Genomic DNA, 18,159 nt, shown 5'->3' on the forward strand with positions numbered 1-18,159 from the left:
AAGTTTCCTCTGGGATTAGCGTTTCGAGAACTGGAACGAGCGACGCGCTTTGCGCTTGCCGAATTTCTTGCGTTCCACCATGCGCGGGTCACGGGTAAGGAAGCCTTCTTTCTTCAGCGCTGGGCGAACCTCAGCGTTGTCGCCTACGAGGGCTTTCGAGATGGCCAGACGGATGGCTTCAGCCTGAGCCGAGATGCCACCACCGCGCACGTTTACCTTAATGTCGTACTGGCCGACTTGCTCGACAGTAGCCAAAGGCTGGTTCACGATGTTTTCCAGGAGCTCATTGCTGAAGTACGCTTTGATGTCCCGGCCGTTGATAGTGATATTCCCTTGCCCGGCCTGCATGTAAATGCGGGCCACCGAGGTTTTTCTTCTACCAGAGGTGTTGGAGATTTCCATTAAGTGAAGAATTAAAGAGAGGCCGAATTCGGCTTAGAGGTTTTTCAGTTCAACAGCTTTGGGCTGCTGGGCTTCGTGTGGGTGCTGGTCGCCTTTGTACACATACAGGTTGCGGAACTGCTCGGCACCGAGCTTGTTGCCCTGCAGCATGCCTTTCACGGCGTGCTCAATCACGCGGGTTGAGTCCTTGGCCTTCTTGTCGCGCAGGTTGATGCGCTTCTGACCGCCGGGGTAGCCCGAGTGGGTGATGTAGATTTTGTCGGTCAGCTTCTTGCCCGTTACGTAGAGCTTGTCGGCGTTCAGAACAATTACATTGTCGCCACAGTCCGAGTTGGGAGTGAACGAAGGTTTGTGCTTGCCACGCAGCATGTTGGCAATCTGGCTGGCCAGACGGCCCAGCGGCGCAACACTGGCATCAACCACGACCCATGCCTTATCGGCGTTGGCTTTGTTGACGGATACCGTCTTGAAGCTCAGATGATCCATTGGGGAGGAGGGTAAGCGTTTGGAAATGAGGAGAAACCGGATACGGTCCGGGAAAAACGGACACAAAGTTACCGCCTTTCAGCGTATTTGCAAGGGCAATAGTAATATTTGTGCCTGAGTAGCACCTACTTTGGTATCAGTAGCAGGATACCGAAAAACCGCTAACCCAGCCTGTGCTACTCGCTTTTTGAGCTTACTGATACTGCCGAAGCGTATCCACCAGAACCCGAAAATCCTTGGGGTAAGGGGCTTCAATGGTAATGCTTTCACCATCCATTTTGGCGAAAGTGAGGCTGGCGGCGTGCAGCGCGAAACGCTTGATGAACGGTTGTTCCTCCTCGCCCTCCTTCATGTTGAATTTCTTTTTCAGCGAAGACAAATAGAATTCTTCGCCACCGTACATCGTGTCGCCGATGATGGGAGCCTGCAGATAGGCTAGGTGCAACCGGATCTGGTGCATGCGACCAGTGATGGGCTGGCACTCCAGCAACGTGTGCTTGGCGTAGGTTTCCAGCGTGCGCACCAGTGTCACGGCGGGCTTGCCCTTGAATGCCAGACGAGCCTTTCCTTTGGTGGTTGTTTCAATGCTTCGCTCCACGCGCAGACCTTCGTACTCATGTACGCCCCAGGCAGCGGCGTGGTACACTTTCTTCACCTTGCGGTCTTCGAACTGCATAGCCAAGTGGCGGTAGGCCGCCGGGTTCTTGGCTAGCGCCAGTGAGCCGCTGGTTTCCTTATCGAGTCGGTGGCAGGCTTGCACATCGTCGTATTGCTCGCGGGCCAGACGCAGGATATTGAGCGCACCGCCAAACCGTTCGTCGAGCGTGGCCAGAAAAGGAGGTTTGTTGATGACGATATAATCTTCGTCTTCAAACAGAATCAGGTCTTGGAAATCGGGTAGCTTCATAAAGAGGCTACAAAGGTAATGGATTGAGAGGAGCGGGTAAGCACCTTGGTATGCGCCAAGTGTCCGTTCCTGCTCTATAGCTATTCACCTATGGCCTTATCGGCAAGTATCTGGGGCGGTGACGGGGTGCGGGGTTTGGGCAGTTTGAACTCCAACGTAGTGCCCTGCCCCATTTCGCTTCGCACCCGAATGACGGACTTGTGCGCCTCCACGATGTGCTTGCTGATGGCCAGTCCGAGGCCCGAACCGCCGGAGTCACGGGAGCGGCTCTTGTCGATACGATAAAACCGCTCAAAAATGCGGTTGAGGTGCTGTTTGGGAATTCCTTCGCCATCATCACGGACACTGATACGGACGCTTTTGCCGCTTTCCACGAGGCTCACGACGACATGACCGTTTTCGCGCCCATACTTAATGGCATTGTCGATGAGGTTGATAAGTACTTGCCGGATGCGGCTACGGTCGGCCAGCACCCGAACGCCGGTTTGCGGCGCAGTAGGCGGGAATATTTCCAGGCGCACGGCCCGTTGGCTTGCTTTTAGCTCCAGTTGTTCAAAGATGTCCTGCACCAGTTCTGCCACGTCAAAACTCTGGCGGCGCATCCGGACTACCCCCTTTTCCAGCTGCGAAATGGTTACCAAGTCTTGTACCAGCGTGTCAAGAGCATCGAGGCTGGTGGCGGCTTTGCGAAGGAATTTGGTGCGTACAAACTCGTCGATGTCATCATCATCCAGCACGGTATGCAGAAACCCCTGCGCCGCGAATATGGGCGTTTTGAGTTCATGCGAAACGTCGGCCAGAAACTCGCGGCGCAGGGCCTGCAGGCGCTTCAGTTCATCTATTTCCTGCTGTTTGCGCTGGGCCATGTCTATGATTTCCTCTCGCATGCGCTTGAGGGGTTCCGGGCGGAACAAAAACTTGTTCGACATGCGGCGGAACTCCTTGCGCTTAATTTGCTCCAGACCGGCGTAGATGTTGTTGATTTCCCTGAAAATGAGGGCTTCAAACATCAGGTATATTAGTAGAAAACAGGCTGCCATGGTGATGCCGGCTGCCAACACACCCTGTTGCAGCGGCAACGTTGGTGCCACCCACGCCAGCGCCGTGAGTACGCACGCCACCAGCATTGAGAGCAGCAGGGCAATGGTACGGGAGGAAATAGTGAGGCGCATGCGGAAAGAAGGTAAAGCGCATCAAAGAGCGTCATGTAAAAGCGGAGCAGTTTGCCAACGCAGCAAATGACCACGCTGGTAAGCTACTCCGCTTTTACATGACGTGAACCTAGTTGTCGGTGTTGAATTTATACCCGACGCCCTTAATGGTCTGAATGTGGTGGTCGCCGACTTTTTCGCGCACTTTGCGCACATGCACATCCACGGTGCGGGCCAGCACAAAAACGTCATTGCCCCAGATATTCTGCAGCAATTCTTCGCGCCCGAATACTTTATGCGGCGTGGCTGCCAGAAAGGCCAGCAGTTCAAACTCCTTTTTGGGTAGTGTGATTTTGCGACCCTCCTGATACACGGAAAAGGCCGTCCGGTCAATAGTTAGCCCGTTGATTTCGATGGTGTCCTGCACGGACAGTGGGTCCCGGTCGCGGCGCACGAAGGCGGCTAGGCGGCTGAGCAGCGCCCGCGGCTTGATGGGCTTGGCAATGAAGTCGTCGGCCCCGGCTTCGAAGGCTGCTACTTCCGAAAACTCCTCGGCGCGGGCCGTCAGGAAAATGATGTAGGTGTCCTTGAACTTGGGCTGTTCCCGAAGCTGGCGGCAGGTGGCTATACCATCTAGATGAGGCATCATTACATCGAGCAGAATGATGTCGGGGCCGAACTGTGGGGCAATTTCCAGGGCTTTGCGGCCATCGGGGGCTGAAGCCACCATGTAGCCTTCTTTGCGCAGGTTGTATTCCAGCAACTCCACAATGTCGGGATCGTCATCGACAACAAGAATCTTGTACGCGTTGGGGTTGGCAGGTGCTTGCACAGCGTAGGGTGTTTGGGGGTAAAACAGGATGCGCGAAGACAAAAGTACCGCCGGCCGGGTGCTCCGGTATGTTACGTTTTTGTGAACCACACTTCAGGAACCGAGTACTTCGCCAGCAGGCGAGGCCGAATAAAACAAAAAAGCGGCCCCTGTCAGGGGCCGCTTTACATACTATCAGTTTTGGGCTACCAAGTTCAGCCGGTTTTTCAAACCACGATATTTATACATATCCACTTTCACAGCTCCCACAAACAACTCGGCCTGAATCAGAACCGGGACTTTGTTTCGGTCGTCGGAGAGGTAGACGGAAATGGCGTTTTCCCCTTTGAAAAGCTTGTTGCTGGGCATCTTTGGTACCAGCTTGATGGCACGAATGGTACCGGCTTTGGTCGTTACGGTTTCGCGGCCCTTGTACATTACGTCCATCGTAAATACATCTTCATCGAAGAAGCCCTGTACCCGAATGACTTCGCCGAGGCGGCGCTGGTCGTAGTTGAGGGTACGTAGGTAGTAGAAGCCACTCACCAGGTCCTGCACGTTGTCGGGGACTTTGTAAGTGCCGCGCTTCACGTCGTCCTTGTCCTTGCCCCGCTTCTCGACTTCTGCCACGTCTTTGATATGGTCGAAATCAACGGTTTCCTTCTTGCGGTAGTGGTTTTCCTCGATGTTGCGGAAAAACTTCTGCGGCAGAATACTGGTCGTGTCGATGTAGGAACGCCAGGTATCCCGAATGCGCAGAAAGAAATCGAATGACCCGGTGGTGCGCCCCGTTACGGTGGCTTTGTAGCACGGCCGCTCGTTTATGCGGTGCAGATCATCGGATACCTCAATGGTAGCTTCAGCCGCGTTGATCAGGCCGTAGTGCACTTTGTACTGCAGCACTTCGCCGGACGTGAAGCTGTGATTGGGAATGGAGCGGAGCGAATCAGAAGGCCCGAACGCCAGCAGGCTCATTGCCGGCAGCACAAGAAGAGTAGAAAGAAGCCAGCGGCGGTTCATAAAGCGAAAAAAGCAGGAAGTAAACTCCTGACACTCCAGACAAAAGCGGTGCCAGCAAATATACTCGTAATAGATGGTTGGGATGCTATACGAAGTAGAGAACGAAAAAGCCTCCCCGGCAGACCGGAGAGGCTTTAATTCGCTGGACAACGTCAGCAGGAGTGCTTCTTACAGCGCGTCCTCGTCCTCGTCGGTGCTACGGTCTTCCGGAATGGCAGCCAAGGCAGCTTCCGGCTCACCTTTCACCATAGCCCGGATCTGAGCTTCAATTTTGTCGGCCAACTCGGGGTTGTCCTGCAGAATAGTTTTAACCCCTTCGCGGCCTTGGCCAAGACGGTCACCGTTGTACGAGAACCACGAGCCTGATTTGGCAATAATGCCCATATCAACGCCGAGGTCGAGGATTTCGCCGACTTTGCTGATGCCTTCGTTGTAGATAATGTCGAACTCAATCACCTTGAAAGGTGGCGCTACTTTGTTCTTCACCACCTTCACTTTGGTGCGGTTGCCGGTCACGTTGTCCTTATCTTCTTTGATCTGGCCGATACGACGAATGTCGAGACGAACCGAAGCGTAGAATTTCAGGGCGTTACCACCGGTAGTCGTTTCGGGCGAACCGAACATCACACCGATTTTCTCACGCAACTGGTTGATGAAGATGCAGCAGCAGCCGGTTTTGTTGATGGTGCCGGTCAGCTTCCGCAGAGCTTGCGACATCAAACGGGCATGCAGACCCACTTTCGAGTCACCCATGTCGCCTTCCAGTTCGCCTTTCGGTACCAGAGCCGCCACGGAGTCAATAACGATGATATCGATGGCGCCGCTGGAAATCAGCTGGTCGGCAATTTCGAGGGCTTGCTCGCCATTATCAGGCTGGGCAATAAGCAGGTTTTTGGTGTCGATGCCGAGTTTGGCAGCGTAAGCCGGATCGAAGGCATGTTCGGCGTCGATGAAGGCCGCCATGCCGCCTTTCTTCTGCGCTTCCGCAATGCAATGCATTGTGAGGGTAGTTTTACCCGATGATTCCGGGCCGTAGATTTCTACGACGCGGCCCTTAGGCAAACCTCCTACGCCCAGCGCAATGTCAAGGCCAAGCGAACCGGTGCTGATGACTTCCACATCCATCACCTTGTTATCGCTCAGTTTCATGACGGTGCCCTTGCCATAGGCTTTGTCGAGCTTATCCAGCGTCAGCTGAAGGGCTTTCATTTTCTCAGTGGCGTTGTTAGCCGTCTTGTCTGCCTTTTCAGCTTTGTCAGTGGTGGTTGCAGCCATTGGAATGAGGTTGTTGGGAAATGCTTAGGTTTGGTGAATGTAGGCGTTTTCAACGGCCTGCGCAACCCACAAAGAGCTGTGCAAAGCCGTACCGTCGGAGCCTTTCCGGGTCGGCTAGTGGTAACGCAGCCGGCCTATATTTTGTGCCCACAATGCTAAAAAAATTCGTTGAATTCGCCGCTATTTTTCCATGCTAAAATATTTGGCAAAAAGCCGCTTTTCTATTGTCCTGATCCTGACGCTCGTAAGCTGGCTGAACGGTGCGCCTTCGGCACAGGCCCAGCTGGATAACCGGGCTTTTTTACATCCGCTGGTAGTGGGGCCGCAATACGAGCGGCAGCTTCGGCTCGATGTGCAGGCCTTTTTATTCAACAAAGACAACGAGTATTTCAACAAGCTAGAAGATGGCCGCACCTACTTTGGGGCACAGCTGCTGCCACGGCTGGTGTATTTCCCGAGTGCTAATCTGCGGGTAGAAGCCGGTGTTTTTCTGTGGCGAGACTATGGTACGCCCCGGCTGCGGCAGGTACGGCCGCTGCTCACGGTGAAGTATCAGAATGGCCCACATAGCATTCTGTTCGGCAACATTGAAGGCAATCTGCACCACGGCTATATCGAGCCGATGTTTGACTTCGAGCGGGTGATGACCAACCGATTGGAAGAAGGAGTGCAATACAAGCTGCAGAAGCCCCGCCTGAGCCTGGACGCATGGGTAGACTGGCAGCGGCAGCAGTATCGGTTCAGCAACTTTCAGGAAGAGGTGGCTGGTGGCCTTTCCATGGAAGCCACGCTGCTCGGCGACTCCAGCAGTCTGTGGCTGCGGGTGCCGTTTCAGTTCACGGGTACGCACCGCGGCGGCCAGATTGATACCGTGCCTACGCCCCTGCAAACGCTGTTTAACCTGGCCAGTGGTATTCGGGTGCGCAAGCCGCTCACGTCCCGGTTTTTCCATGCAGTACATGCTGACGCTTACTTCACCTATTTCCACGACTATTCTTTCACGTACCAGCTGCCGTATCAGAGCGGTACCGGCCTGTATTTGAATGGCGGCGTAGATACGCACCTATCCAACGTGCAAGTGGCCTACTGGCGCGGCAACGGTTATATCTCACCCTTGGGCGGAACGCTCTACCGCTCCATTTCCAACTCCGTCAGCGACCCGCAGTATCTGGAGAAAGACCGGCAGCTGCTCATCGTGCGGTTCCTGAAGGATTACCGGCTGCCCGGTAAACTCATCATGACCACGCGCTTCGAGCCGCTCTATGACCTCAACAATGGCCTGTTTGACTTCTCTTTCGCGCTGTATTTCAACTTCAACCAGAGCTTCCTGCTGACTACCATACGCAAGGGTGTGGAATAGGGGCGAGAAGGAATTCTACCGCTCCAGACGATAATGTGTAATGTCGCTGTCGCCGGTACGTAGGGCCAAGAGCCGCCTTCGCGCTACCACTGGCCGGAAGCCTACATGCTCAGCCACTGCCATGCTACGGGGATTGTCGCGGCGGCTGCGGAGGGTGAGGCTGCCAGCCCGCAGCGTCTCGCCAAACCCAAACTGTACGGCGGCCGCCAGCGCCTCACGCGCATAGCCGTGTCCTTCGGCCTCGGCCGCCAGATAATACCCTATTTCAGCACTAACAGGCGTAGTCCAGGAAGGCCGCAGGCTGATGTCGCCGAGGTAGGCGTTGGTTGCCGTGTGCCAGATACCGAACACATAGAGCCGGCCGGTGTGCCAGTCATGTGCAAACTGGGCCAATATCCTGCCGGCATCAGCTGGCGTGCGTACGGCGGCAACCCGCGACGGGAAAGCCGGCTCCAGCCGCTCTCGGTTTTGATCGAGCAGAGTGAAAAAGCTGGCCTGATCAGTAGCCTGATACGGGCGAAGGGTAAGCCGGGCAGTAGACAGCGACGCCGAAGGCGGCGCACAGGGAGGCGACGGGAAGGAGCACATGATTTTGGGCGCTGATGCCTGTACCTACGCGTGGGTGCCGCAGAATGGCTGAAAAGCCTCAGCAACTCCTAGCCCAACGATAACCTGCTGCATAAGATGTCGTTTAGCCAGAACGCTGACGCAGCTCTATAGTCCTATCTACTGTGTCGGCTAACTTCTCAACTAAATTCTTTGATAACATGAAAAGAAGACTCGAAGGCAAGGTAGCTATTGTAACGGGCGGCGGCTCCGGTATCGGCGAGGCCATTAGCAAGAAATTCGCGGCGGAAGGAGCTTCAGTAGTCGTCTGCGGATTGCCCAGTGACCCGGTGCGCAAAGTAGTGGACGAAATTCAGGCTAGCGGCGGCAAGGCAGTCGGCTATCTAGGCGACGTCTCGATAGAAGACAGCGCGGAAGCCTGTGTACAGCTCGCCCTCGATGATTTTGGCAAGCTGGATATCCTGATCAACAATGCTGGCGTGTTTCCGGCCACAGCCGAATTGGACAAGTATCCGGTTGAGGCATTCGAATACATGATCAAAAACAACATCTACACCGCCTTTATGATGAGCCGGGCAGCGCTGCCGCACCTGCAAAAAACCAAAGGCAACATCGTGTCAGCGGGTTCAGAGGCCGGCCAGATGGGCTCGCCCATGATTACGCCTTATGGCGGCACCAAGGCTTGGGTGATGACATTCTCGCGCGGTCTGGCTGTAGAGCAGGCCAAGCATGGAGTACGGGTAAACTGTGTGGGGCCGGGTCCCATTGACACGGCCTGGACGCATAAGGAAACCGGCCCTATGGATAGCAAAATGGAAAAGAACACGGTGAACGGAGTGCCACTTGGCCGCCGTGGCACTCCCGAGGAAGTAGCCAACGTGTACCTGTTCCTGGCCTCGGATGAAGCCAGCTACGTAACGGGCGCCACTTATTTTGTGGATGGCGGCGTAACGCTGTCCAAGAGTCTGTCTGGTGAGGAGGTGCCTGCACACCTGAAACAGCAGCCAGCCGGCGACCTACACCTCAACCATGGCAAGGAAGGCCACGCTAAAATCCGGAAGGAAGCCACCGGCACCATGACTGTCTGAAACGCCAAGCCCTGATTTCAGAACTTCTAAAGCACCTAAAACGAAAAGAGGCTGGCCGTTAGGCAAGCCTCTTTTCATGAAGTATACAACTGGAGATGAAGATGCACCTAGCCACGCACTTGGGCCAGGTTGCAGGTAATTGCGACTGTCTACTTCTGAAGCGCCGCTCCGATACCGGATTTATGCTGGTCGGGGCTGCCGAGGGCCTGCTGGGTGCGCATTACGTTTACCTGGCGGGCTGCTTCGTTGAAATATTCGAGGCGGCGAATCAGCATTTCTTTGGTCAGAACGCGGCCTTCGGGCGTGCGCATCATGGCACGATGATCAGCCAGCAGACGTGCCATAATGGCTTCCGTTGCGGCTTTCTGTGGCTCGAACTGTGCCAGAAACTCGCCTACCCGCTCTACGCCTTCCGTAGTGAGCCGGTATTGGGCGCCGCCCTGGTTCAGGACTTCGCACAAAACGTAGATTTCCAGTGGCAGAGAGGTGGCAAGCGCCGTAGTACGCAGGTCGAGACCAACTCGCAGTGCATCGAAGATGATGTCGATGTTGCGCTCAAACTGCTGATAGTAGCCAGAAGCTTCCATGGTATTTTCGTAATCTGCCGTGTTGCAACATGCGCAACGCGACGGTTAAAACTGACTTACAACAACTCCTTTACAATCTGCTCTACCGTTACCCCTTCGGCTTCCGCCTTAAAGTTGCGAACCAAACGGTGGCGCAAAATAGGCAGCGCTACGGCTTTCACATCCTCGATATCGGGCGAGTATTTGCCGTTGAGCAGCGCATTGCACTTGGCGCCTACAATCAGATGCTGCGAAGCGCGCGGGCCGGCGCCCCATTCGAGTAGCTGCGTAGCACGGGCTGCGCCTCGCTCGGTGCCGGGGCGCGTTTTGTGCACCAAGCTCACGGCGTATTCTACCACATTGTCGGCTACGGGTACGCGGCGCACCAAGTGCTGAAAAGCCTGGATTTCGTCGGCGTGCAGAATCTTATTGACCGTGGGCTTGGTATCGGAAGTCGTGTTCTTCACGATTTGCAGCTCTGCCTCATAGCTGGGGTAGCCCAGTTCTATGTTGAACATGAAACGGTCCAGCTGTGCTTCAGGCAACGGATAGGTCCCTTCCTGCTCAATCGGGTTCTGGGTAGCCAGCACGAAAAACGGCCGCTCCAGTGGATAGCGCCGGCCAGCTACCGTCACGGCATATTCCTGCATGCTTTCCAGCAGTGCTGCCTGAGTTTTGGGCGGCGTCCGATTGATTTCATCCGCCAGCACAATGTTGGCGAAAATCGGGCCCGGCACAAAGTGGAAGTCGCGCTGCTGGTTCATGGTTTCCGAGCCCACGATGTCCGAAGGCATCAGGTCCGGCGTGAACTGCACGCGGTTGAACGAGAGGTCCAGCGAATCGGCAATAGTCTGGATGAGCAGCGTTTTGGCCAGCCCCGGCACGCCTACCAGCAGGCAGTGGCCCTGCGAAAACACGGCCGTCAGCACCAGCTTCACCACCTCATCCTGTCCGATAATGACTTTGCCGATTTCCTGGCGCAAAGCGCGGTACGATTGGGCCAGTGCGTCGGCGGCTTCTTTGTCGGAAGAGAATGTGCGCATTCTAGGATGGTTAGTTGGCTTCTCCCAACAACCGCATACGTGCAGTTGTTAGCGTGGATAGGAAAGACGTATAGTCCAGCAAAATGTCGCTTTGCTCCGAATAGAAAAGATGCGGGGTGCGCCTTTCACCGCTGTGGTAAGTTGCCGGCAAGATGAATAACGCCCACCGCCAAGTCCACATACGAGCGAGTTGAGTTCGTCACGACATGTGGTAATAGTTTCAAACGCAGGGCTGGAAGTCCGCAACGCGGTAAACCAAGCTGCTTTCGTGGCCTAGTTGGTCACATCCAGTAGCTTGCAGTCGGCGTACTGCGGGTCCACTTCGATGTACACACTGCCGCGGTTCTGAGAAAACCACTCATCCAGGGCCTTGTTCTTCTTTTCAGCCAAGGCAGCGGCAGCTAGTTTCTGATAGTCGTCCTTGAAGTTGGCCTGATGGGGAGGCGTGTTCGACTTCAGCCAGATGATGCGCACGGCGTCCTTGCCATCGTCGGTGCGGTAGGGCATGGGCGGCGTAACGTTGCCCACTTTCATCGTGTCGATGGTGAAGAAAATGGCTGGGTCCAGCTTGTCGAGCGGCAGATAGGTGCTGCCGTCTTCGCGGTTCTGGAGCAGGCCGCCGTTTGCGCCGGTCTGCTTATCGTCGGAGTTGTCCTTGGCTGCTTTGGCAAAAGTGGTGCTGTCGGACAGGATGCGGCGGCGCAGCTTCACGAGTTCCTTCGCCGATTCGTTGGCGTCGGTAGCGCCGGTAGCGGGCTTGAGCAGAATATGGCGGGTGCTGTACTTGTCGCCTTTGCGCTCAATCAGCTGAATCAGGTGAAAGCCGAACTGCGACTCCACAACCGGCGAAAGTTGGCCTGGCTCCAAACGCAACGCGGCGGCCTCGTACTCGGGCACTAACTCTTTGCGGCCGAAAAAGCCCAGGTAGCCACCTTGAGCCCCCGAGCCGGGGTCCTGGGAATACTGCTTGGCCAACTCCTCAAAACTCTCGCCAGCCAGAATCCGGGCCCGCAAATCGTTGAGCTGTGTCTGCGCGGCTTGCTTGGCGGAGGAGTTTACCTTGGCGTACTTGATGATCTGGCCTACTTCTACTTCAGTGGAGTAGTAGGGGAGGCTGTCCTTGGGAATGCGGCTGAAATACTGGCGCACCTCGCGGGGAGTTACTGTTACTTTGCCGGCAATCTGGTCCTGCATTTTCTGCTGGGTCAGCTGCTCGCGCACCTGCGGCCGCAATTCTTCCTTGAGCTGCTTGATGGGCTTGTTGTAGTACTCTTCCAGCTTCTTTTCGGAGCCAATCTGCTGCGCGAAATAATTCATGCGGCGGTCCAGCTCGTTCTTCACCTGCGCGTCCTCCACCACCACGGAGTCGGTTTCGGCCTTGGCCAGCAGCAGTTTGTTCAGGGCCAAGCTCTGCAGAATGCGGCACTTCATGTTCGGCGGAAGCGGCTTGCCTTCGGCGCGGGCTACTTCCTGCGCATAAATGGCCTCCAAATCAGAGCGCAGCACAATCTGGTTATCAATCTTGGCAATGATACCATCGACAATCTGGCGGCCAGCGGGACGACCAATGCCGAGCTGAGCAAAACTAGAGGCAATGGTACCAGCCAGCAGCGCGAGGGTCAGCAGCGCGGCTCGCTTCGGCAAACGAAGGAAATGGGTCATGGAATCTTCAATGTATACGGCTAGCGCAGCCCAAACGGCCTGACTACCCCCGACACTTGGCTGAACGCACAAAGTCGCCGGTAAATTTCAACATAAATCCTTTCTCCGGCAAAAATGACGCTGCCACGCCGGGTCAGGATAGGGAGTCTGAAAAGCCGGCCAGCGTTGCAAGGCCGTAGCGCACAGCTGCAATTCAGCTACCACAGCAACAAAAAGCCCCAGCCGAAACCAGGGTTTTTCGTTACTGTGGTAGCTAAAGCGTTTTATTTGGTCACTAGCTTATCTACTTCCGCTTGGTTGATCTGCACCGGATACTTGGCGCGGAGCTGAGCAATCCACTCTTTTTCCAGATAGTTCTGGTAATCGGAAGTAGCCTGGCCGCGGGCTTCGGCCAGCGTTTTGGGGCCGGCGGGCAGCACCTTGTTAATCATAACGGTGTAGTAGCGGCCGTCTTTCTGCACGTCGTAGGTGCCAGGGCCGCGCGCCATCAGCTCGTCCACCACTTTGTTGTCGCCTTTGGCAAACGCCTTCTGCGTGATTTGCACCGACAGTGGATTCTGGGCATTCAGCACTTCTTCCAGTGCCGTTGTGCTGGTGCTGGTTACGGCAAGCACGGTGGCTATTTCGGTGGAGGCTTTGGCCTGCGTGGTCTGCCTGATGCGGTTGGCCGGAACACCTTTGGCCGTCAGGTAGGTAGCAGCAGCAGCGGCGCGGCGGCGGGCCATGGCCGTTTCACCTTTCTTCGCGCGTCCGGTCAGCGTTACGCTCAGCGTCGTATCGGCCTGCATCACGCTGGCCAGCCGGTCCAGCATCAGCTTGGCACCTTTCAGCAGCTTGTCGGTGCCGGGCGAGTAGCCTACCGGCACGGGCGTCAGGCGCGCTACATCGTAGCGGCCCACTTTCAGCTGCTGCTTGGCTTTGGCCAGTAATTCCGGCGAAGCGGCGCTGATAACGGTGCCCTGGGCGCGGCTGTCCCACTGGTATTTGCTCTGGTTTTCGGCGAAGTACTTCTGCAGGCCTACCGTGTCTTCGATGGCCTTGCTCCATACTTTCTCATCCATCAACTGGAACAGCAGAATACCGTCGCGGTACTCTTTCACCAGCATGCGGTAGTCTTCGTATTTGCCTTCGAGGTTGTCTTTCTCAAAGTTGGTCAGGCTCTGTTCCACATACTGGTCGTAGAGCTGCTGGGCCACAAAGCGCGGTTCGGCGCCGGGGCGGGCCCGCTGGTTCTGCTGCGCGTACGTCAGGAAATCAGCGGCCGTATAGGGCTTGTCCTTGATGGTGAAGAGCGTTTGGGCATCACCTTCCGCCTTTTTGGCGTTTTTGCCGGTAGTGGCCGAAGCAACTGGGGCCGCGTACTTGAAGCGGCCGTTGACCAGCGACGTATCCGCTTTGCTCAGCACATAGTCTTTGGCGCTCTGATTCTCAGTGAACTGGTTTTCCGTCCGGATGCGCTTCAGGAAAGCCGCTTTGTTCAGCTCCGAGCGGGAATCCTTGGCCACTTTGCTTTTCAGCGTGGGCTCCATGGCTTCAAATGTCGGCACTGGCTGCTTCTCAATCAGCTTGATGATGTGCCAGCCATAAGGGGTCTGTACTGGCTGCGAAATCTGGCCGGACGTAGTCAGCTTGAACGCCACTTCCTCGAAGCTCGGAATCATGCGGCCCGTGCCGAAGGGGGGCAACTCGCCGCCGTTGGCCGCCGAACCAGCATCTTCCGAAAACTGCGCTACCAGCTTGTCCCAGGGCTCTTTGCGCTGGGTCAGGCGGCTGTACAGCTCGTCGATCTTCTTTTTGGCCGTCACCGAGTCGGCTTTGGGCATGCCGGGCGTAGAGCGAATCATGAGGTGGGCCACCTTGATTTCGCCCTGCGCCGGCCGGATGTCATTCACCTTGATGAGGTGGTAGCCGAAGCGGGTGCGCACTGGCTGCGACACTTGGCCTACCTGCGTTTTGAACGCCGCCGACTCGAACGGATACACCATCTGCATGGCGGTGAAATAGCCAAGACGGCCGCCGTTTTCGCGGGCCGAAGGGTCCTCACTTACTTCGCGGGCTACCTGCTCGAAATTTTCGGTGCTCACGCGCTGCCGTAGCGCCGTGATTTTCTGGAACGCAGCCAGCGTGTCCTTGGGCTCGGCATCGGGCGCCATCCGAATCAGGATGTGCGAGGCATTCACCTCTTTGCTCATCCGCTCGTAGGCTTCACGCACCAGCTGGTCGGTCACACTCTTTTCCGTCAGGTAGGGCTGCGCCAGCTGCTGCTTATAGCCATCCAGCTCCCGCTTGAAAGCCTGGGTGGTATCGAGGCCACGCTGCTCCGCCTCCAGCACCTTCAGCTTGAAATTGGTGTACAGGTCTAGGTACTCCGTAACGCTGGGACGGGTGCCGAACTCCGGTGCCGAACCGTTGTTTTTGCGGTACACGTAAGCAAACTCCCCGGCTGGCACCTGCGTGGTGCCAAGCGTTTCGATGACAGGCTGCTTAGAAGCGGTGGTAGGTTTGGTAGACTGGCAAGCTGCCAGCAGCGCTACGGCGGCAGTGCCGGCGTACAAAATGCGTTTGTGCATACAATAGATAAGAAACTGCTATGCGCGGCAGTTGCTCCCTGGCCAAACCAGACGTAGCACACTGCCTGACGCAATTTTACGGATTTTTTTCGGGGGTTGCGTACTCGGCGGCCAGAACAAAGGCCGGCCAGCCATGCCTGGCACCCCGGCGGCGGCAGCAGAATGCAAAAGCCCTGACGGTCAGGGGTGACTATCAGGGCTTTTGCTGAAGCAGTGGCAGCAGCCACTGCCGAAGGGGAGGACTCAGAGCTGCTTGTAGAGCCGGCATACGTTGCGGCGGCCCTGCGTGCTGAACTCGACCCGGTCCATGATGCGGTTGACCAACGTCATGCCCACGCCGCCTTTGCGGCCCTGCCGAATGTACTCCTGCAGATCCGGCTCGTGGTAGGTGGAAGGAGCATAGGAGCTGGTAGCGTCATCAAATATCTCGATGCCGAACTGCTTGTTGCTTACGTCCAGGGCCAGGTCCAGATGCTGCGACTCGTCTTCGGAATTGGCATGAATAATCAGGTTGGCTACCACTTCATCGACGGCCAGCACAATCTGGTTGAGCTGAAGGTCCGGAAGCTGATAGGCCTTCAGGTAGTCCGTCACGAAGTCGCGCACAACCTTAAGGTTGTGGCGGCTACAGCTGATCCGGAGTGCATTTTTCATCCTGCGGGCCTGTCGAAAACGGACAAGTGATTAAAGAGCGGTGGCTTCTGTCTCAGAGGGCACAATGGTCATGAGTGCATCGAGGCCCAGGATTTCGAACACGTTATGCACTTTGTCCTGCATGTTGAAAAATACCAGCTTCACACCAGCGTCCTGAAACTGCTGCAGATGCGAAATAAAAACGCCCAGACCGGCCGAAGAGATATAATTCAGGTTACGGCAGTTGATGAGAACCTTCTCAAACTGCAGCGTTTCAGGCTTGGCCAGTTCAGAATCGAGAAGCACCGAAGAGCTGGCATCCAGCTCACCGTCCAGGCTTAGGGTAAGGGTATTGGCGGAAGAGTGTTGCGTTATTTTCATAAGTCCACAGTACGTCAGTTGGCAGAGCCGGGTTGGGCCGACTTGAACTTAACGACCAGCAAGGTTTGGTCGTCGTGCATGGGCTGGCCGAAGCTGAACTGTGCCAGATCGGTCAGTATCTGCTCTTTGATTTCGTCGGCGTCGAGGTAATAGGTCTTTTCCAGCATCTGGTGCAGCCTTTCCTCCCCGTACTCTTCCTGGGCCGCGTTGCGCGCCTCCACGATTCCGTCGGTGTAAATAACCATTACGTCGCCCGGATTATAATCGTAGAATTGGTTCTTGATGTGCTTTTCGTAGGTTTCGTTGCGGATGATGCCCAGCCCCAGCCCGGCCGTCTGGAAGTATGATACTTCCTCTTTAATGGAATGGTAGTAGAGTGTATGGCAATGCCCGGCCCGCGCAAATACGAAGCCCCCATTCTCATAGTCGATGATGTAGAGCGAAGCCGTAATGAAAGCCGATTTCTCTAGGCACCGGGCCAAGGCATGGTTTGCCTGTGCCATGAAGCGGCTGGGCACCGGAAATTTGTCGCGCTCCGATTTGGCCAGCGGATTTTCCTGCATCAGCGCATGGAAAATTCCTTTCATCTGGGCCACGTGGAAGGCGGCCGTCACACCTTTGCCGCTCACGTCGCCGATGAGGATGGCCAGCCGGCGGCCCGGCAGGTGCAGGAAGTCGTAAAAGTCGCCGCCCACTTCCTTGGCCGAAGCCGCGTAGGAGCTGATATCGAACCAGCTGTCGATGGGCAGGTTTTTGGGAATAAGGCTGTCCTGCACGGCAGAGGCAATTTTCAGCTCTTCCTGCACCCGCTGATTTTCTAGCGACACGTTCATCAGATTCAGGTTCTCGATACTGAGCACCGTCTGGCTGGCGAAGGTTTGCAGAATACTCAGGTTCTCCCGGTCGAAGCCCTGGCGCGCCAGCTTCAGCATGTAGAGGGAGCCGTAGCGCCGTTTCGCCGAGCGCAGCGGCATTACGATGAGCGAGCCGTAGGGCAGGTTCAGGTCGCGGAAGCCGCTACTGCTTTTCAGATCGTTGTTCAGGTACTCAATATGCTGCAGATTGTGCTCCTGCAGCAACTGATGCACAGCGGCCGTCTGCTCCGGCAACACGCGGTAGTGCTGGGCCTGCCGGGTGCTGCTTTCGTCTTCCAGTGTAATCCAGGCCGCGTCGGCATCCACGGTCTGCACCGCCGAGTCGAAGAGCATGGTGTATACTTCTTCCTCACTCTGGCCCCGCTGGATGAGCTGGGTAAGACGCTGCAGACTCAGGATTTCTTCCCGCTTCTGCTCAAAAATGCCCGCCGTAGGCAGGTTGAACAGCGTGACCAACAGTCCCATGAGGGCATAAAAACCCGCAAAGAAGACGGTGAGCAGCAGGAATGCCTGCTGTGGAGCCGGTGCTACCAGCTTGGGGTCGTGCTCGATGCGCAGGAAATACGACACGAACACGGCCATGGAGAGCAGAATAGCAATCTGCAGCAGCACGGCTTCCCATTTCTGCCGGCGGCTCAGGTAGGCTACCCACTGCTGGTTGCCACTCAGATAGACACCGAAAATGGCCAGAAACCCCAGAATAAGGTAATCGAAAGGATGCGGGGGAACCCAGTCGAGGAGCCGGAACAGCAAGGTGGAGCCCAGCAGCACTTCAAACCATACCCATTCCCGCTGAATCCGCGGCCGGGCCCTAAACAGGACCAGACTGCGCCAGGAATAGTTGGTGTTGGCCAGGAAAACGACGAAGAATCCCAGGTTGATGGTGTAAATCACAGCCAGCAGCGTCCGGTCGTTGGTCGGCAGCTGGTATTGCAGCGCCCGCTCCACAAGGTGCAGGCCCACGCAAACGGTAGCCAGCATGCCCGGCCCCAGCACCAGCCGGCGCATCAGGCCCACAAAGTCGTTGCCGACGAGCGGCTCAGTGCGGCCGCGCTGGTAGACAAAAACACTAGCCGCAAAAAGCGCCTGAGCGGCCAGTGTAACCCAGGTAGGCCAGGGGCCACCCAGCCAGTCAGCTGCTTTGCCCTGCGTGTTGCTAAGCGTACTAAGCAACAGCAGCAGCCAGCTGAACAGGCTCAGCGGAAACAGGATGGCTTTTAATCGGTGACGAAAGGACATAGAGGCGGAATGGTGTCCCCTGTGTTCCGCGAGAAATGTAGGCGCAGGGGCAAAACGGACCGCTAAGATAAACAGGTATTCTAATGTGAAAAATGGAAAGAAGCCACTGGCCCCAACACGAAA

The 18,159-nt window shown here is 56.2% G+C and carries 17 protein-coding genes; 2 read left to right on the forward strand and 15 right to left on the reverse strand.

Annotated features, from left to right (window positions below; genetic code table 11):
• Window positions 1-15: 15 nt before the first annotated feature.
• The 7 genes from rpsI to recA all read right to left on the reverse strand — a co-directional run bounded on the left by rpsI (window position 16) and on the right by recA (window position 5,986).
• Window positions 16-402: a 30S ribosomal protein S9 gene (gene rpsI, locus IC231_RS05715; RefSeq protein ID WP_185888855.1), complete on the reverse strand. Its 387-nt coding sequence runs from the start codon at window positions 400-402 to the stop codon at window positions 16-18.
• Between the two features lie 33 nt (window positions 403-435).
• The gene (gene rplM / locus IC231_RS05720; protein WP_185888856.1) at window positions 436-888 is read right to left on the reverse strand and encodes a 50S ribosomal protein L13; all 453 of its coding nucleotides are present in this window, start codon (window positions 886-888) and stop codon (window positions 436-438) included.
• 193 nt (window positions 889-1,081) lie between these two features.
• Window positions 1,082-1,795, reverse strand: a complete 714-nt coding sequence (locus IC231_RS05725; protein WP_190783562.1) for an RluA family pseudouridine synthase — start codon at window positions 1,793-1,795, stop codon at window positions 1,082-1,084.
• Window positions 1,796-1,875: 80 nt separating this feature from the next.
• Window positions 1,876-2,967 (reverse strand): sensor histidine kinase, encoded by a 1,092-nt coding sequence (locus IC231_RS05730; RefSeq protein WP_190783563.1) that lies wholly within the window; start codon window positions 2,965-2,967, stop codon window positions 1,876-1,878.
• A gap of 109 nt (window positions 2,968-3,076) precedes the next feature.
• Complete coding sequence (locus IC231_RS05735; protein WP_211538870.1) at window positions 3,077-3,778, reverse strand: response regulator transcription factor; 702 nt, start codon at window positions 3,776-3,778, stop codon at window positions 3,077-3,079.
• A 174-nt stretch (window positions 3,779-3,952) separates the two neighbouring features.
• Window positions 3,953-4,777 carry a DUF3108 domain-containing protein gene (locus IC231_RS05740; RefSeq protein ID WP_211538872.1) on the reverse strand — a complete coding sequence of 275 codons (825 nt, stop codon included), beginning with the start codon at window positions 4,775-4,777 and terminating at the stop codon, window positions 3,953-3,955.
• Window positions 4,778-4,945: 168 nt separating this feature from the next.
• Window positions 4,946-5,986 carry a recombinase RecA gene (gene recA / locus IC231_RS05745; protein WP_190783988.1) on the reverse strand — a complete coding sequence of 347 codons (1,041 nt, stop codon included), beginning with the start codon at window positions 5,984-5,986 and terminating at the stop codon, window positions 4,946-4,948.
• Between the two features lie 256 nt (window positions 5,987-6,242).
• On the opposite strand from recA, the gene IC231_RS05750 reads away from it, so the two are divergent.
• Window positions 6,243-7,412: a hypothetical protein gene (locus IC231_RS05750; protein ID WP_190783564.1), complete on the forward strand. Its 1,170-nt coding sequence runs from the start codon at window positions 6,243-6,245 to the stop codon at window positions 7,410-7,412.
• A 15-nt stretch (window positions 7,413-7,427) separates the two neighbouring features.
• Here IC231_RS05750 and IC231_RS05755 read toward each other — a convergent pair whose 3' ends face one another.
• Complete coding sequence (locus IC231_RS05755; protein ID WP_190783565.1) at window positions 7,428-8,000, reverse strand: GNAT family N-acetyltransferase; 573 nt, start codon at window positions 7,998-8,000, stop codon at window positions 7,428-7,430.
• 179 nt (window positions 8,001-8,179) lie between these two features.
• On the opposite strand from IC231_RS05755, the gene IC231_RS05760 reads away from it, so the two are divergent.
• The gene (locus tag IC231_RS05760) at window positions 8,180-9,067 is read left to right on the forward strand and encodes an SDR family NAD(P)-dependent oxidoreductase (protein WP_190783566.1); all 888 of its coding nucleotides are present in this window, start codon (window positions 8,180-8,182) and stop codon (window positions 9,065-9,067) included.
• A gap of 149 nt (window positions 9,068-9,216) precedes the next feature.
• Here IC231_RS05760 and IC231_RS05765 read toward each other — a convergent pair whose 3' ends face one another.
• From IC231_RS05765 to IC231_RS05795, 7 genes are all read right to left on the reverse strand, one after another.
• Window positions 9,217-9,654 (reverse strand): hypothetical protein, encoded by a 438-nt coding sequence (locus IC231_RS05765; protein WP_190783567.1) that lies wholly within the window; start codon window positions 9,652-9,654, stop codon window positions 9,217-9,219.
• Window positions 9,655-9,710: 56 nt separating this feature from the next.
• Window positions 9,711-10,676 carry an AAA family ATPase gene (locus IC231_RS05770; RefSeq protein ID WP_185888863.1) on the reverse strand — a complete coding sequence of 322 codons (966 nt, stop codon included), beginning with the start codon at window positions 10,674-10,676 and terminating at the stop codon, window positions 9,711-9,713.
• 273 nt (window positions 10,677-10,949) lie between these two features.
• Window positions 10,950-12,338, reverse strand: coding sequence for a peptidylprolyl isomerase (locus tag IC231_RS05775; protein WP_190783568.1), 1,389 nt, complete (start codon window positions 12,336-12,338; stop codon window positions 10,950-10,952).
• Window positions 12,339-12,601: 263 nt separating this feature from the next.
• A complete protein-coding gene (locus IC231_RS05780) occupies window positions 12,602-14,908 on the reverse strand; it encodes a peptidylprolyl isomerase (RefSeq protein ID WP_190783569.1) in 2,307 nt (768 codons plus the stop codon).
• Window positions 14,909-15,151: 243 nt separating this feature from the next.
• Window positions 15,152-15,562, reverse strand: a complete 411-nt coding sequence (locus IC231_RS05785) for an ATP-binding protein (RefSeq protein ID WP_190783570.1) — start codon at window positions 15,560-15,562, stop codon at window positions 15,152-15,154.
• Between the two features lie 30 nt (window positions 15,563-15,592).
• On the reverse strand, window positions 15,593-15,922 hold the full coding sequence (locus IC231_RS05790; protein WP_190783571.1) for an STAS domain-containing protein: 330 nt from the start codon (window positions 15,920-15,922) through the stop codon (window positions 15,593-15,595).
• A 14-nt stretch (window positions 15,923-15,936) separates the two neighbouring features.
• On the reverse strand, window positions 15,937-18,036 hold the full coding sequence (locus IC231_RS05795) for a PP2C family protein-serine/threonine phosphatase (RefSeq protein WP_190783572.1): 2,100 nt from the start codon (window positions 18,034-18,036) through the stop codon (window positions 15,937-15,939).
• Window positions 18,037-18,159 lie beyond the last annotated feature (123 nt).

It is taken from the genome of Hymenobacter duratus, assembly GCF_014698995.1.
Taxonomy (GTDB): domain Bacteria; phylum Bacteroidota; class Bacteroidia; order Cytophagales; family Hymenobacteraceae; genus Hymenobacter; species Hymenobacter duratus.

Coding starts and splice junctions, on each gene's coding strand:
- rpsI (WP_185888855.1), bottom strand. CDS start 402: ATGGAAATCTCCAACACCTCTGGTAGAAGAAAAACCTCGGTGGCCCGC.
- rplM (WP_185888856.1), bottom strand. CDS start 888: ATGGATCATCTGAGCTTCAAGACGGTATCCGTCAACAAAGCCAACGCC.
- IC231_RS05725 (WP_190783562.1), bottom strand. CDS start 1,795: ATGAAGCTACCCGATTTCCAAGACCTGATTCTGTTTGAAGACGAAGAT.
- IC231_RS05730 (WP_190783563.1), bottom strand. CDS start 2,967: ATGCGCCTCACTATTTCCTCCCGTACCATTGCCCTGCTGCTCTCAATG.
- IC231_RS05740 (WP_211538872.1), bottom strand. CDS start 4,777: ATGAACCGCCGCTGGCTTCTTTCTACTCTTCTTGTGCTGCCGGCAATG.
- recA (WP_190783988.1), bottom strand. CDS start 5,986: ATGAAAGCCCTTCAGCTGACGCTGGATAAGCTCGACAAAGCCTATGGC.
- IC231_RS05750 (WP_190783564.1), top strand. CDS start 6,243: ATGCTAAAATATTTGGCAAAAAGCCGCTTTTCTATTGTCCTGATCCTG.
- IC231_RS05755 (WP_190783565.1), bottom strand. CDS start 8,000: ATGTGCTCCTTCCCGTCGCCTCCCTGTGCGCCGCCTTCGGCGTCGCTG.
- IC231_RS05760 (WP_190783566.1), top strand. CDS start 8,180: ATGAAAAGAAGACTCGAAGGCAAGGTAGCTATTGTAACGGGCGGCGGC.
- IC231_RS05765 (WP_190783567.1), bottom strand. CDS start 9,654: ATGGAAGCTTCTGGCTACTATCAGCAGTTTGAGCGCAACATCGACATC.
- IC231_RS05770 (WP_185888863.1), bottom strand. CDS start 10,676: ATGCGCACATTCTCTTCCGACAAAGAAGCCGCCGACGCACTGGCCCAA.
- IC231_RS05775 (WP_190783568.1), bottom strand. CDS start 12,338: ATGACCCATTTCCTTCGTTTGCCGAAGCGAGCCGCGCTGCTGACCCTC.
- IC231_RS05780 (WP_190783569.1), bottom strand. CDS start 14,908: ATGCACAAACGCATTTTGTACGCCGGCACTGCCGCCGTAGCGCTGCTG.
- IC231_RS05785 (WP_190783570.1), bottom strand. CDS start 15,562: ATGAAAAATGCACTCCGGATCAGCTGTAGCCGCCACAACCTTAAGGTT.
- IC231_RS05790 (WP_190783571.1), bottom strand. CDS start 15,922: ATGAAAATAACGCAACACTCTTCCGCCAATACCCTTACCCTAAGCCTG.
- IC231_RS05795 (WP_190783572.1), bottom strand. CDS start 18,036: ATGTCCTTTCGTCACCGATTAAAAGCCATCCTGTTTCCGCTGAGCCTG.